The sequence below is a fragment of the Fibrobacter sp. genome (assembly GCF_045112255.1).
Taxonomy (GTDB): domain Bacteria; phylum Fibrobacterota; class Fibrobacteria; order Fibrobacterales; family Fibrobacteraceae; genus Fibrobacter.
In genome coordinates this window covers 29,211-45,223 of sequence record NZ_JBGUHR010000015.1, presented here as the reverse complement: position 1 = coordinate 45,223, position 16,013 = coordinate 29,211, and the positions used below count along the sequence as shown (strand labels likewise).

Genomic DNA, 16,013 nt, shown 5'->3' with positions numbered 1-16,013 from the left:
ATATGACTGCAGCTTATAGAATAAAAGATGGCTTAAGTAATCGTACTCGCGAGTTCTATGAACTTAAGAAGAATTATTTTGTTGTAGATAACCGTAAAACGCAAAATATTTTAGAAGAACTGCTTAAGAAATCAAAGGATAAAGGGCTTCCTGATTTTTTTGAAAAGGCCGATGCTAAGGATATCGCCTTGATGATGGACGGTGTCATTGACGCTGATGGCAAGACGGATCCTGCGGTTGCTTTGTATGCTGCGAGTGCGAATCTCTTTGGGAATGTTCGTGATAAAATTAACGAGTTTCCAGATAAGCGCATTGATTTTTATTACAGGAAGGTTCTCGGGCAAGATAAACGAGAATTTGATGGGGATCATGCTTTTGTCACGTTTGATATCGAAAACGAAAATGTTTCGTGTGTGCTTCCGAAAGGGACGCGCTTTAGTGCGGGTGTAAACAGCAAAGGCGAAGATATTGAATTTGAGTCTATTAGCGATGCAAACCTCAATGATGTAAAGGTTGCAAAAATCCTCACGCTTTCGAATGTTGCGGATTATCCGATTGTGCAAACGGAACTCCCTATTTATAAGGTAAGCCAGGCGGTTGAACAGAAAATGGTGCCTTATCCACTGTTTGGACTGACCCGATCGAATGATGTTCTTGAAGGAACCAAGTTCTCAAGGCTTGGTATATGCATTTCGGATCGAATTTTCTACATGTCCAGTGGTGAAAGGAATGTGAAAGTCGATTTTACGTATGTGCCAAATTCTATAAAGAATACGGTCTTTGATGGAATTTCTGGTGCGCCAAAAGAGTTCTTAGCTGTATTTTCAAGCGCGTTTCGAGTTTCACTTACGACGAGCGAGGGCTGGCTTGATGTCAAAAACTACAGGATTGTCGTTGGTAATGAAATGAATGGCCTTGCCAGCAATCAGATGTCTCTTGAATTTACGCTCAACGATTCCGACCCTCCGATCGTGAATTACAATCCAGAAATTCACGGTGGCGAGTTTCGGTTCAAGCATCCGATGCTTAGGCTTTTGATGAATCCGCATAGGTCGCAAGATCTTTGGTATGCTTATAGGCAAATGAAATTGCAATCGGTCAACATCGCTGTGAATGTGTCCAAATGCCGCGGTATTGTCGCCTCTAATGAGTTTGGCCCGGTTTCGATGGAATTGCCGGTGCAGCCTTTTGGCCCTGTTCCTGCTCTTGGTCATTCGTTTATTTTGGGCTGCAAGGAAACTTGCGGAAAGGATCTTGATTCGTTTACGGTTCATGGAAAATGGTGCGGCCTTCCGAAGTGCAAGGATTTTTCAGAATGGTATAGTCAATATGAAAATCCTCCGCATACATCTGATTTTAAGGTGGCCTTGAGCGGACTTTACAACGGTTCGTGGGTACCTCCTGAAAAAAAGGAGGTTCTCTGCAATCTTTTTAAGACTGTTAAAAATGAAGGCTATGAACGTAAGGACGAAGAAATTCTGCCTGATTTCGATATCTCGTTCAAGAGCGTTGTTTGCTTGAATACAAGTGTAAATATTCCAGATGAAGAATATTTCATGTATTCGCCATCAATGAAGGATGGCTTCTTCAAGATGAAGCTTGTAGCTCCTGACAAGGCTTTTTTGCATGGAGAAGTATCGGAAGTTATATGCAATTCCTATTTGAGCAAGGTTAAAGAGGATAAGGACAATAAGAAAAAGATAAAACTGCCAAATCAGCCTTATACGCCAAGTATTGAAGATCTTTATGCCGATTATACGGCGCAAACAAAGATCCTGCCTGAGTTGAATGACGGACATAAGGATAGCGGAATCTTTTTTGTGCATCCGTTTGGTTTCAGTGAAAAGGAAAAGTTCATTCTTGAAAGTGGAATCCTTTACTTAGGGATTCTCTTTAAGGGCAAACCGAAAAAAGCGAATTTCTATTTCTTGCTGAATCGTGATTCGGCTATGCGCAGCAGCGGGAACGAAAAATGCAAATGGTCGTATCTCGGTCCTTTAGGATGGACTCCAGTTCCAGATGAAAATCGTCTGGCCGATTCTACGACGAATTTCACGTCTTCTGGAATCGTGACGCTGAATTTGCCGAACGATATGGTGAATGATTCCTGCTTGATGCCGAAAGGCTATTACTGGATTCGGATTGAACCTTGCGAAGAAAACTGGAGGGAATGCTCAAGATTGTTGACCGTGTTCACGCAGTCGCTCGAGGTCAAGCGTGTTTCGGGCTTTGAAGATGACTCCGAATTAGAACACTGCAAGCCGCAAACGATTAAGGAGCTTACGACGAGCGTTGAAGGCTTTTCGAATGTTTACCAGTTTGAAGAATCCTTTGGCGGAAAGCGCTGTGAAACGGACTCTGAAATGCGAACCCGCGTGGCTGAATCCCTGTACAACAAGAATCGGTGCGTCTGTGCAGAAGATTATGAACGCATGGTTCTGCAAAATTTCCCAGAATTGCTCAAGGTAAAATGTTTCCCGCATACGCAGGTAAGCGAAGAGAATGGATCTATAGATACTTGTTGCCCGAGAAGCTTGTTGCTAATCCCGATATCGCCGTTGTATAATGATGGAAGTTTTCAGTGGGACCCTTGTGTCCGTGGAAACCTTTTGTACAAAATAAGGGAATTTGTGCAAAAAAATTGCCCTGGGATTTCAAAGGTCCAAGTCCGCAATCCGTTTTTCGACAAATTGCAAGTCCGTTGTAATATCGTGCTTCGTTCGCTTGAAAATGAAGGCGAGGCCATTTTGGACTTGAACGAAAAGATAAACCGTTTTCTTTCACCATGGTATCTTTCCGTAAATGATGTTGACAAGTCTAAAGTTGGTGGGATTGTCAAGCATTTTGGCTGGTCGATTCAAAAAGAAAAACTCATAACGTTTATTGAAAGCTTGGACTATGTGAAACAAGTGGACCGTGGAAAATTTACCTTGATGAAAATTAAATCGGTTGATGACCGTAAATTTGATGTAAACGTTGACGAAGAAATGGATGATAGTGTTGTTTCCGGATCGTTTCCGTGTAGCGTTCCTGTTCCGATGCGAAAGCATTTTATTGAAGTGAAAACGAGAATTGATACTCCAGTCAATAATGGGTACGGGGCGCTTGAAATAGGTCAAACCTTTATCATAAGGAAAAAATAAATGCCTGAAGAAAATAATACACTCAACAAAGAAACTCGCGAACAACTGAAAAAGCGCTTTAGCGCAGGGAACATGCCGGCTGAAGACGATTTTCACTGCCTGATTGATTCTGTAGTGAATTCTCTTGACGAGGGCATTGCCGTTTCTGAAGCTAACGGCATGGAACTTCGTCAGCGGGGGGAAGACGGATGTCTAATTAGTTTGTATCAGGATCAGAAGACGTTGGATTACGACTGGTCTGTCAATATTGCAAACAATAAGGAAAGTAAAGAATCTTCCTTGAATGTAAATATGCGGCTAAATCGGGATACCGTGAAGAACGCCGTGACGCTTGTGAGCAAGCGCTCGGACAATCCATCAATGGATTTGCCCAATGTAAGTGTTGGTATTGGCTGCAATTCTCCTAAAGGTGAGCTAGATGTTAACGGCATGATCGCATCTAGAGGCCGCGTCGGTTATGAAGATGAAAAGTATAAAGTCATTGCAGATGGAGAGTGGTATGATGTGACCGATGTCCTGACGGGATGCCAATGCTTTGAAGTCGTTGCTGGTGTCGGCGGGCTGGATGGTGATGGACGTTTTGCGCTGACTCATGCCATTGCGGTGAATGTGTTCAATTCGCACCCGTCAGTGAACATTACACGCTCATACAGCGGTGGTGGCGGGTCAAAGATCGATGTCCGCTGGCATAAGTGCAAAAATAAATTCGAGTTCACGCTCCAGTTGCGTGTCCGCAGTAATTTCAAGGAAGGAAAAAAGGTTCAAGTACGTTATCACTTGACTAAGCTCTGGTACGATACGCAAATGAATGGATCGATTACAAAATGAGTGAAACTAATCTTATAACTATATCTCGTCAAGAGGAAAGACCTTTTGATTATGCGGCTCTACGGCAAAAAGCTATAGAGATTGTGCAGAAATTGAGTGGAAAAATCTGGACGGATTATAACGCCCATGATCCAGGCATTACCATTCTGGAACAGATTGTATTTGCTCTGACGGAGGTTGGTTACAAGTCAAGTTTTGATATCGAAGATTATCTTGTTTCACCCGATGGAAAAATAAATTATGAAAATCAGGGCATGTACAGTGCGTCTCGCATTAAAAGTTTATGCACTGTAACCCAGGATGATTATTCTTTGTTTTTTGAGAAAAAAATTGTTTATAAAAAAGAAGATGGTTCGTATAAAAATCCAGAAAAGGTGATTTTTAACATTGATGATGATAATGGTTGGTATAAAGTAATAATTTGTGTTGCGGAACCTAAAAACGATCTTATAAAAAACGCTGTTGTTGAAAGCTTTTGGAGCTTGTGGAAAAAATGGCGCTGCATGGGGGACCTTGTTTGCGAACTAGAAATCAATTGGGAAGGAAGTTTTTCGCCAAAGGTTGATGATAAAAATGCAATGAATTGGGAACATCTCCCAGAGGGCGATTATCATAAATGGAACAATCTATCTCCGATAATAGAGCTGTTCCCGGCTATTTATAGGGAAGGCAACAATCCGCAATTGTTCATGGACTATCTTTATCCGATTGAAGATGGAATGAGAAAATTTTTAAGAATACTAGAAAAGTTCCCAAATATTTATTCAATTGATGAAAATGTTTCTGTAGATCTGGATTCTTTGGATTGTAAACAATGTAATTCCCGCCCGTTCAATCAAATGCTTGCTATGTATGGTGTTCGTTTCCCTAAATTGGGGCTTGTTTCTGAATACCGTTCGATTTGTTGTAAAAAACAGTATTTGCGTGAACTTCCGGAATTGCTATGCCACCGTGTAGGATCTTCTTGGCGGCGGCATGTGGAACTTATGCTCGGTATTTTACACGATAACGAAGATCCTTTAAAAATTTATTATACCGATTGCTTGTTCGGAATCGAAGGCGCCGGCCGAGTTCGTGTTGTATTCTTTGCTGATCTGGAAAAATTGGAAAAGAATGTTAGAGATGAAATAGAAAAATTTGTCAGCAGTGAAATCCCGGCGCATCTGCTCCCGATTTTTTTCTGGAAAACGCTGGACGAAGAAGAGGGCTTTGCAAAGCTGTATTCTGAATGGATGAAAGGGAAGCCTGAAAGTTATAAAGTATCGCCAGAAATGGAACTGTGGTTTAAGCGTGGCTTGACAGCTTCGAATGGAGACTGGTTATGAGTACATCGCAGAACGTCATTCATGATATGAGCTTGAATATCGAATTTGAAAATCCGGCGCATCCGATTGTATCGGAAAGCGAACTTTACGGATTTGCGAACGGGCCGTTCATTGAGTGTATTGACGAAATTCTGGATGGTATTCACATTGAAGGCGATGTAGAACTGGATTCCTTGTCGGTTGATTTGAATCTCGACGGTGAAGGGGATGTTTTTTTACGGATTCTGGACGGATTACGGGATTCTCTTCGATCAAAGCTTGATACTGCTGTGTTTAAGGCCAAAAGCGATCCTGTCACGAGCATGCTTGCGAACGTGTATCGCCAATATTTACCGATGGAAAAATCGAGCAATATCGAGAGGGCGCTAGACAGTTTCTTGGAAAAATGGAAAGCGGAACATGATTGCGAAATGTTTAATTCGCTTGGCTTCTCTGAAATGGTCTTGAGGGAAATCCAGGCTGAATTTCCGCATCTGGACTGGCAGCAAATTGCATGTGTGGTTTACCAGAAAATTTTGCAGATGAAAAACTCTAGTAAACTGCAGAAGAGCGATCATCCAGCGCCCCTGAAGAACGCGGAGGCGGTTGCCGATTCTGGCCTGGTTCTGATTTCTCCGTATTTGCCGCCTCTTTTCGAACGGACTTGTTGCACCGAAAAAGGCGCTTTTATCTCGGAGGCTTCTCAGAAAAAATCGCTTGCGGTTCTCAAGTACGCCGCTTTTGGCAATTACAAAGAGCCTCCTGGAAACGCGGCTGTTATGAATTTGCTTTGTGGCTTGCCTGTGACGCCCGTGTATTATGCCGATGAACTCCCGGGCCTTTCGGATAGCGAGAAGGAACTTGTCGATTCCCTGCTCAAGGCGGTAATTGCAAATTGGAAAGCGGTGGGGAATATGTCGCCCGATGGTTTGCGCGGCTCGTATTTTGTACGACCGGGAATAATCGAAACTACGGGAGCGGCCGATGTGCTCTCGGTCGAGAAAAAGACGTACGATATTTTGATTGATAAGTTGCCGTGGAGCTATTCCATGATAAAGCACCCGTGGATGAAGAAAATGCTGAATGTGAAATGGAGATGATTTGCCAATGAGCCTTGATTTGACAAATGAAATCGAATGGTGCAAGTCTGTGATTGACCTGCGTTTCTCGCAGTATTTTTCGGCCGACGATTCCGAAGAAAAAAAGCTCCAGGTCGAAATGCTCCCGCCGCCGGAACTTGATGCAGGAACCCCGTATGGGCAGGTTGTCGCTGATTTTGAACTGGGCTTTTACGAGCGCCTGATCATTGCGCTTGCGCTTTTGCCGCACCTTTGCCCGCAGGCGCTTGATTCGTTCTTGTTGAATAACCGCACTCTGGGCCGCCCGTACACGGAATTTGGCGGGTGGCGCAGCAAGAGCCATTCCGGGTTCTTGCCCACGTGCGAGACGGCGCTGTTCTTGCTTGCGGGTAACGATATTGAAAAGCGCATACAGATGATGGCGCTGTTTGACACCTCGTCAACACTTTTTGTAGAACGCATTTTACAGCTTGAATACGGCGAACCCGGTGAACCTGCAAATTCGGCCGCGCTCCGTGTATCCTCGGAATACTTGCAGTACTTTACGACCGGCGTTAAAAACAAGCCTGACTTCAGCATGCATTTCCCGGCAAAGCTCATCACGACGAATTTGCAGTGGGAAGATCTCGTGCTTGCCGAAGAGACGCTTGACGACATCAACCAGCTTATGGCATGGATTCAAAAAAGCGAAGCCGTGCTTGACGATTTTGGACTCCGCAAGAACCTCAAACGCGGTTACCGTGCGCTGTTTTACGGCCCGCCGGGTACAGGGAAAACGCTTACGGCGACGCTCATCGGCGCAAAAGTCGGTATGGATGTTTACCGAGTGGACTTGTCGCAGGTGATTTCGAAGTACATCGGCGAAACCGAGAAAAACCTCTCGAACATCTTTGACCAGGCGGAACACCGCAACTGGATCCTCTTTTTCGACGAGGCAGACTCGCTCTTTGGCTCGCGTACGCAGACGAACAGCTCGAACGACCGTGCCGCCAATCAGGAAATCTCGTACCTGTTGCAGCGTGTCGAAGATTTCCCGGGCATTGTCATTTTGGCAAGCAACTTGAAGTCGAACATTGACGAAGCTTTCTCGCGCCGTTTCCAGAATGCCATATACTTCCCGCTCCCGGAACCCGAAGAGCGCATGAGACTTTGGTCTAACATTTTCTCGAAAAAAGCTATACTTGAAAGTGACGTCGATTTGAACAAATTTGCACAGAAGTATGAACTTGCGGGGGGAGCGCTCACAAATGTGGCTCGTTATGCCGCTATAAGCGCTGTGCAAGATTGTCGCAAAAAAATTTCTAACGATGACATCATCAAGGCGTTGACAAAGGAATTACACAAAGAGGGAAAAATCCTATGAAAATCAAATACATAATCACGTGTCTAGCCGTTCTCGCATTTTCGGTGCTTTCATTTGCGAAAAGCACGGTTATGAACTATTATAGAATCTCGCCTGAAAAGGTTGATTCTCTAGCCAAGCTGGATTCGTTGGCGAAACCGGCAGATGTCGCCTTGCAGGTGCTCAAGAACATGCAAGGGGTTGATTTCCCTGATACGTCGTTAGTCCACCATTACGCCCTGAAGGCTTTGGCTGTGTTTTTTAACAATATGTGTGGAGAATCTTTTGACGGAGATGGTGTTCAGGATAAGAATTGTTCCGATAAACAGTGGATGCGAACGCTTGATTATCTTGACACCCTTTACCGTAATTCAATTTTGCCATCGTTAAGTGCGGTGTTGGAACATGTCGATGGCTTTAACGACGACCCTTTGCTGACAAACGGGAAAAAATCCTGTGGCTGTAGCTCGAAGGATAAATTTGATAGCGAAATTTTTGGAATTTATCCGTACTGGTATGTCGGCGATTCCACCAAATGGATAGATTTTGAAGGCGTTACAAGACTGGAATTTTATGGGCTATACGCCGATGACAAAGGAACACTTCACTTGCCTTCTGGAACGCTTGCCTCGGAATACCTGAGCGATGAAAAAAATTATGAGTTTGTCAATGAAGTCCACCGCCACTTTGTGAAATTTGACTGGATTGTCCAAAAAGACGACTGGAACTACATTGATTCAAAAGAATCGTTTAAAAAATTTTTTGAGAATCTGGTCAATGAAATCGAGATGGTCGTGAACAAGAAAATAAATTCGGGATTCCAGCGGTTTGTGAATACGCTCAGTTTCTATGCGGACGATTTCGAATACCGTGGCGATGGCGTGACTCTGCGTTTCAAGAACTATCCGAAAGATTCCATTGCTACAAATGAGTTCAAGGTGTTTTTTAGGAAGTTGAACAAGGTCCTTTCTGCGGAAAATGCGCATGCCTATGTAAATGTCATGATGGATCGTTTGGATCTTGTGGATTCCATGGGTCTCGGGAATAACAATGGAATTTACAGCTATAAGTATTTTGCTGACATAGGCGTGTTCCCTGAAGATTATCAAAAGTATAGCAAGAATGAATTAAAGAACTATCTGTTCGTGGTTCTCGAAGAACCCACGTCGCATAGTAAGCGCTTTGTTTTAAATGACCTGGACCAGCAAGTGGAAGGCAAGAACCGTCGCGATGTGATTCATTCTGTTGTGCCGATGGTTTGGTTTGATAATAAACAGTGGTACCAGTTGCAAAACGATGAACCGTTCTACAATGATACCTACTTTGGCTTTGCTGTTGGCCCTTATGCCACGGATGTCAAGGCCAAGGATGCGTGCTTTGCGCCTGGAAATCTCGGCACGTGTATAGTCCAGTTTTTTGGAATCGGGAAAAATCGGTATGAACGACAGGGGAGTATTGCCGCTTTTGCCTGTAAGCACCGCTGGATTTTCCGACTCTTGAACCTTTTGTCCTTCCTTATTGCGGTCGGAGTCCTCGTGAGCTATTTTGTATCAGATGACGTGGAGGATTTCTTCAGAACCCGCCTGGTTTTGCTGCTCGGTATAGTTGTGCTGCCGTCTGTTATCACGATGGCTGTCGTTATGCTGTTTGACCCCTTCGTCACCTTTATAAACGGATTGCTGGGCTTGTTGCCCAATATCGTATTGTTCATGGTTGCCGTAGCCATTATTCTGTTGCAGGCCCGTGAAAAAAGGGACGTTCCGACCCGTCGAGTAGAATAAAAGGTGTGCCATTCACGGCAATCCATCAAAACCATTAACATTCAAAAAAAGGAAACATCTCATGACCTCTACGTACTCTCAAAAATCCGATGCCATCCAGCGCATGGCCTCCAATAACGCCGCAAGCCTCATGGACTCCTCGATGCAGAGCGCAAGCCTGCAACGCAAAGCCGACATGATGAACAGCGCCCTCCAGCGCGCCACCTTCGAAGATGACGAGGAACCCGTTCAGGGCAAGGCCATCCAGCGCGAAGCCGTCCCCGAAGAGGAAGAACTCGCGTAAATGTCATTCCCGCCTCCGAGCGGGAACCTCCCTCTCGTCATCCTGCCTCAGCTTCGTCATCCTGAGGGCGAACGCCCGAAGGATCCAGTGAAGTCTTGACATTGCATGTCTTCCCGGACTCCGTTCCGGGAACGGCATACACGGATTGTTCCTGCCCACCTGGTAACGCTTTGTCATCCTGAGCGAAGAACCGAAGGTTCGTAGTCGAAGGATCTCTACAAAAAGGAGAAAACATGAATACCACATACGTACAACGCCAAACCACTGCGCAAAAGAAGGATGCCCCCTCCGCATCCTCCATCTTCGATGCGTCTTCTCAGAGCGAATCCCTCCAGCGCAAAGCAGATATGGCGAACGGCGCTGCCCAGCGTGTGGAACCTCCGCGACCGAACAATACGGGAATGCCGGATAACTTAAAGGCTGGCATTGAGAGCCTTTCTGGCTTCTCGATGGACGATGTGCGTGTGCATTACAACAGTAGCAAACCCGCTACCGTTCAGGCTCTTGCGTATACGCAGGGAACTGATATTCATGTTGCCCCCGGACAAGAAAAACACCTGCCGCACGAAGCATGGCACGTCGCCCAGCAAATGGCCGGCCGCGTTTCTCCAACAACAAACATCAACGGAATGCCTGTGAATGATAACGCTGCACTAGAGCACGAAGCCGATGTGATGGGGGAAAAGGCGGTGCAGAGGGTCTCTGAAATGGACGTAAGTAATAAAAAAATCAATTATAATTTTGGTAATACATGTCAAATGCTTCGTGTTATTAATGGTTATCAGCAATTTTGGGGACAGAAAAGAAATGCCACTTTAGCTGGGAATACTGCATCATTGAGATCGCTTTATGAAGGAAAAGTGGAAAAAGCTTTCAATGATTATTGGAATGCTGTGACGGAGGGTACTGTGAATGAATTTGTAAAAAAAAGAGCAGAACATTACTGTCCTGAAATAACCATTTGGGCAAAAGATTGCCAAGATGCCTATGGTAAATATACAGATTATATAAATAAATTAAAATGTTCGATAAGTGATACAGATGTTCTAGGAGAACAAGAAATGTTGGTTATAAATGCGCATGGATCAAAAGAATCTTTTGCAGACATGGGACCCTATTTACTCGCTTATCATGTCGAACAGCTGTTGCCAAATCATTATTCGGGATTAATTTATTTAGCAGGATGTCATACAGGAGAACGTGAAATAAATGAAAAAAAAGAACCTGTTGTTGGATCATCATTTATTGAACAATTTCGTGCTAAATTGGTTGAGTTAGCTGGGGCGAAAAAAATATCTCCTTTTGTTAAAGGAAATAAAAATACCGCGATATCAACTAAAAAAGGAGTCTGTGTACTTACTGATGAAGTGAAAAAAATAAAAGCAAAAGAGATTCGTTTATACTTCAAGAACGAAAAAGATAAGTTCCTTTTTTTAAAAAAAGAAGAAATTGATTTCAATACGGACAATTTATTTTTTCCACAATGTGAATGTATGAAATTAGTGAATGATGTCTATGAAAATACAGGCAAAAAAGGAAATGTTAAAATAGAAAAAGGCAAATTTACCATAAAATCGATAACGCTCGACTTTGATGAAGGTTCGTTAATGATTTCAGAAGATGGTTCGAAATGGCATTACGCTTGTTTACGCGAGGAAGGAGTATATATAAGTGGCAAACAAACGAAATTACGTATTTAATTCGATATGATTAGCTGTTGATAAAAGGGATGTCTTCCCATTCTTCAAAAATTGTATGGTATAAATATGTTTTCCTCTTTCGAACAAAAACAATCCCCCGCGCAAAAGAAAGATGCCCCCTCCGCATCCTCCATCTTCGATGCGTCTTCTCAGAGTGAATCCCTCCAGCGCAAAGCAGATATGGCGAACTGCACTGCCCAGCGTGTGGAAACCCCGCGACCGAACAATACGGGAATGCCGGATGACTTAAAGGCTGGCATTGAGAGCCTTTCTGGCTTCTCGATGGACGATGTGCGTGTGCATTACAACAGTTCTAAGCCCGCTACCGTTCAGGCTCTTGCGTACACGCAGGGAACCGATATTCATGTTGCCCCTGGACAAGAAAAACACCTTCCGCACGAAGCATGGCACGTCGCCCAGCAAATGGCCGGCCGTGTTTCTCCAACCACAAATATCAACGGAATGCCAGTGAATGATAACGCTGCACTAGAGCACGAAGCAGATGTGATGGGGGAAAAGGCGGTGCAGAGGGTCTCTGAAATTGACGTAAGTAATAAAAAAATCAATTATAATTTGGGTAATACATGTCAAATGCTTCGTGTTATAAATGCGTATGAATTTTTTGATGGAATAATGCAAGGAAGTACAAATTTGGGTTATAATGGTGAAAATTCTATATATTTATTTAGCCATACAGAACGTCTTAAAAAAAAATATAAAACAAGAGCAGAGATTCTATGGGATAAATATTGCATGTCGGGGAAATTTGATGATTTAAAAAAACTAAAACCGTATGCTCCCATAACCTTTGAAACTAAAAAACCGGAAGATTTGGAACTAATAGAATGGAATGATATTGAATCTGAAATCAATGATAGAATAGATGAAAAATTTGATTTCGTAAGCGCTCAAAATGCAACAAAAGTTCACAAGTATGAAAATTTGGTTATAAATGCACATGGTGAGCAAGGCTCCTTTTTCGCATCGTACTCGCCGTCACGTTTGGCTAAAAAAGTAAATGCTATATTGCCCAAAGGCTATGCTGGGGAAATATACTTGGCTGGTTGTCATACAGGTGAAAGAGATTTGGCGGCAAAGGGTGGTTTCAAAGAAGGTTCTTCCTATATTGAAATTTTTTATAAATGTTTAAAGGACCGTAGAGTAAACGACGACTGTTTTTCTCCTCAAATAAAGGGTAATAAAAACGTTTCTATATCAATGAATGATGGAGTCTATGTGTCTGCTGACGCAAGAAGAGGGGTTTCGGGAAATGCTAGCCATAGGTACACTGCTACTAATGGTAAAGAATATTATAAAGGGAAGAAAACGAAATTACATATTGATGAAAATGGGAATGTTTATTAATTCTATAAATTTATTGAGGCTGTAAAAACATTGTAATTTGCAGTTTGTTTTTATAAATCTATCAATTTAAAAAATTGAATGGATTGAAATCTTGACAGACGAATTACTAATTCATGTATCAAAATAGATGAACGAAGTCTTTGTGAATCCCTAAAGGATTTTCTTATGAATTCAACATTTGCACAAAAACAATCCCCCACGCAAAAGAAGGATGCTCCCTCCGCATCCTCAGTTCTCGATGTGTCTTCTCAGAGCGAATCCCTCCAGCGCAAAGCAGATTTGGCGAACGGTACTGCCCAGCGTGAGGAAACGCCTCGACCGAACAACACGGGAATGCCGGATAACTTAAAGGCTGGCATTGAGAGCCTTTCTGGCTTCTCGATGGACGATGTGCGTGTGCATTACAACAGTCCTAAGCCCGCTACGGTTCAGGCTCTTGCGTACACGCAGGGAACTGACATTCATGTTGCCCCTGGACAAGAAAAACACCTACCGCACGAAGCATGGCATGTCGCTCAGCAAATGGCCGGCCGCGTTTCTCCAACCACGAACATCAACGGAATGCCTGTGAATGATAATACTGCCCTAGAGCATGAAGCCGATGTGATGGGGGAGAAGGCGGTGCAGTGCCGACAGATTGAATGTGGGAATTTTGTTGCTCAAAATAAATTTAATAATTTGATACAATGTATCAGTATAGCATCTACAAAAAATGCTTCTGTAGAACAATTATATGATAATGTAAATGATTTTTTTGATGCGATATGTCATATGAAAATTTTTTATGTTGGCAAGGAATGCGTCATCGCTCAGAAAGTTCGCAAAGAATTAGAAAAAAGGTTAAAAAATATTCCCAAAACTCAATGGGAATTTATTAATATCAGTGAACGTACAACTATTGAAGGTGTTGTAGATGCTATAGATGCTTATGCTGATGGAATGCGATTCGCGGAAACGCGCAATGTTGAAAAATTAACATTTGCTTCTTGTAAAAAGAAAGAAGGAATTATTCCACCGCTGGGATCTTTGGGGATTGTTACATTAAAAGATTTGATTGTTTACGGTTATACGCATGATTCGATGATTCTTAATGATATTTGTTTTGGTGAATTTATTGAGTATATTCAAAGTAAGATAATAGAAAAAGGATATACCTTTGATACTCTGGGGGAAAAAAAAGTTTTTGATTGTAGGACTATGCAAGATGTTCTAAAATGTTTGGATTTTACATTAGACACAAATAATTTAGATTATTGGAATTTTAGAACATTTGGTGATTTGATTGCGTTTAATTTTGCCCACCCACACTCTGAAATATATGGCGTAGATCTTAATTCGTTTATACTTGAAACGCAAAATTATGTAAATCAACAAACGGGCTGTTTGGATTGGGTTTTACACCTAAATATTTCCAAGTGTGAAAATTTAATAGATGTTGCAAGAGTTGTAGAAGAAAGTTGTACAGCTCGTCAGAAATCAGATTCTGCACCTGTTGTAATTGGAAAGGGCAAAAAAAACTTCGAAAAGAAGGTCCCGTCTAGAATGCATAACACTCAGAAATTAGCTTCTGCACCTGTTGTAATTAAAGAAGGCGAAAAACTCTTTGAAACGCATGGAATTCAAACTTTTGGTGATTTAATCGCATTTAATTTTATTCATCCTCGTTCTGAAATATTTGGTGTAGATGTTGCTTCGTTTATACTTCAAATGCAAGAATATGTGCTTGATCATGAGTGTAGGCTGGACTGTGTTTTAAATCTAGATATTTCCGGGTGCAAGAATTTGAATGGTATTGAAGATAATGTAGTAGGTTGTGTTCAAGAAAAATTATCTTTGACTCGGAAAGAAATGATGCCGGGAAGAAAAGTGACATGTGTGTTAAAAAATTTAGGTGATTTATTTGCGTATAGTTTTGTTAATCCACATGCTGTGATAAACGGCTACAGACTTTGCGATTTTATACGAAAAATGAAAGCATATGTTTTATGCGAGATAAATAGTCTAATTGGTGTTGATAAAATATCCATTGAAGGTTGCTCTGATTTAAGTGATGTTGAAGATAGAATAGAAGATTTTGTTGAAGAAAAACAACATTTTGAGATAAAAACTGAAGTTTTTGTGGAACAATTGTGTGAACGAAGTGCTGCGAACAAGCCAATTTGGTGTTCAAAATGTGTTGCTTATATGGAAAATCACAAATTAAATAGTGGTGGTGGCACAAACTTTTTATATGGGGGTAAAACGGTTTTCCATATTTCTCATGGTGGTTTGAAAAAAAATGGAAAAGAAGGAGACTCTTGTCACGTATTATTTGTCCATAAAGAGGATTCTTCTTTTTTGATTATTGGAGTTGGTTATCATACTGGTCCAACTTCTTATCATTTGAATTGGAAAGCTGACGATATTGATGAAAAGTATGTAGACTATGATTTGGATGGGGTGAAAGTGGATACTGAAATGAAAAAAAATGAAAAAAAGACTGAGAAAAAGGAATAATTTTGCTATTTAGATTTGAAAAAATGTTTTAATGGAAAGAATACTCACAATTCTTATTCCCCCCAAAAAACGCCTTTAATTTTTTATCTTTTCTCTGTGTCTAACATGCTAAGAGAAGGAGTCTATGGCAACATTAAAGATGCTCATCGACAAGATGACGAGTCGCAAGAATTTTCAGCAGGACAGAAATTCCATAACGGTGGAGTCCATCGAGATTGATTTTCCGCTTGTGTTTGACGGCAACGGCAAGATGTATTTTTTCAAGCTGGACCGTTACGTGTATGTCAAGGGTTCTCGCTATACAAAGGCCGATAAAAAGTTCCGCGATTTCATGTTGACTTTCCGTTTCAGGAGAGGGTTTATGTCGGATGGCGCTTCGGCGCCGGCGTTTGCGAAGCGCTTTGTCCCGGACATCAAGAAGGGCGACGATGTTTATAACGCGGCTCCGTTCATCCATGACGGCTTGTATATGCTCGCGGGCCAGACGGATGGCTGCAAGCTGAGCCGCGAGGAGTGCGACGATATTCTCCGCTGTATTTGGAGGATTGCCGGCATGAGCCGCCTTGTTGCGGGGGCTGCTGACTTGGGTATCCAGGTTTTTGCGGGTTCGTCGGATCACTGGGGCAACGACAGTAATAACTGCAAGCATTTATTTGAAGCGAAATTCGAATACCGTTAATTTTTGAGCCTGG

General features: G+C 42.4%; 9 protein-coding genes and 3 pseudogenes. 11 read left to right on the top strand and 1 reads right to left on the bottom strand.

The window, feature by feature from the left end; all coding sequences use genetic code 11:
• The first annotated feature begins 2 nt into the window (after positions 1–2).
• From ACJMM9_RS01120 to ACJMM9_RS01090, 7 genes are all read left to right on the top strand, one after another.
• Positions 3–3,143, top strand: a complete 3,141-nt coding sequence (locus ACJMM9_RS01120) for a hypothetical protein (protein WP_405323064.1) — start codon at positions 3–5, stop codon at positions 3,141–3,143.
• The gene (locus ACJMM9_RS01115; RefSeq protein WP_405323063.1) at positions 3,144–3,971 is read left to right on the top strand and encodes a hypothetical protein; all 828 of its coding nucleotides are present in this window, start codon (positions 3,144–3,146) and stop codon (positions 3,969–3,971) included.
• Entirely contained in the window at positions 3,968–5,296 is a 1,329-nt protein-coding gene (locus ACJMM9_RS01110) for a hypothetical protein (RefSeq protein ID WP_405323062.1), read from the top strand. Before ACJMM9_RS01115 ends, ACJMM9_RS01110 begins: the two co-directional genes overlap by 4 nt.
• Positions 5,293–6,375 carry a contractile injection system tape measure protein gene (locus tag ACJMM9_RS01105; protein WP_405323061.1) on the top strand — a complete coding sequence of 361 codons (1,083 nt, stop codon included), beginning with the start codon at positions 5,293–5,295 and terminating at the stop codon, positions 6,373–6,375. Before ACJMM9_RS01110 ends, ACJMM9_RS01105 begins: the two co-directional genes overlap by 4 nt.
• A 7-nt stretch (positions 6,376–6,382) precedes the next feature.
• Positions 6,383–7,717: an ATP-binding protein gene (locus ACJMM9_RS01100; protein ID WP_405323060.1), complete on the top strand. Its 1,335-nt coding sequence runs from the start codon at positions 6,383–6,385 to the stop codon at positions 7,715–7,717.
• A gap of 71 nt (positions 7,718–7,788) precedes the next feature.
• The gene (locus tag ACJMM9_RS01095; RefSeq protein ID WP_405323059.1) at positions 7,789–9,477 is read left to right on the top strand and encodes a hypothetical protein; all 1,689 of its coding nucleotides are present in this window, start codon (positions 7,789–7,791) and stop codon (positions 9,475–9,477) included.
• Between the two features lie 61 nt (positions 9,478–9,538).
• Positions 9,539–9,760 (top strand): hypothetical protein, encoded by a 222-nt coding sequence (locus ACJMM9_RS01090; RefSeq protein WP_173466301.1) that lies wholly within the window; start codon positions 9,539–9,541, stop codon positions 9,758–9,760.
• Between the two features lie 37 nt (positions 9,761–9,797).
• Here the strand turns inward: ACJMM9_RS01090 and ACJMM9_RS01085 are convergent, their stop codons facing one another.
• Entirely contained in the window at positions 9,798–9,995 is a 198-nt protein-coding gene (locus ACJMM9_RS01085; protein ID WP_405323057.1) for a hypothetical protein, read from the bottom strand.
• A gap of 154 nt (positions 9,996–10,149) precedes the next feature.
• Between ACJMM9_RS01085 and ACJMM9_RS01080 the strand changes: the two are divergent.
• The 4 genes and pseudogenes from ACJMM9_RS01080 to ACJMM9_RS01065 form a co-directional block, all read left to right on the top strand.
• Positions 10,150–10,449 (top strand): annotated as a pseudogene (locus ACJMM9_RS01080) (DUF4157 domain-containing protein); the annotation flags it as partial.
• A 1,233-nt stretch (positions 10,450–11,682) separates the two neighbouring features.
• Positions 11,683–11,982 (top strand): annotated as a pseudogene (locus ACJMM9_RS01075) (DUF4157 domain-containing protein); the annotation flags it as partial.
• A gap of 1,164 nt (positions 11,983–13,146) precedes the next feature.
• Positions 13,147–13,446 (top strand): annotated as a pseudogene (locus tag ACJMM9_RS01070) (DUF4157 domain-containing protein); the annotation flags it as partial.
• Between the two features lie 1,999 nt (positions 13,447–15,445).
• Positions 15,446–16,000 (top strand): DUF1353 domain-containing protein, encoded by a 555-nt coding sequence (locus tag ACJMM9_RS01065; RefSeq protein ID WP_088639965.1) that lies wholly within the window; start codon positions 15,446–15,448, stop codon positions 15,998–16,000.
• Positions 16,001–16,013: the final 13 nt, after the last annotated feature.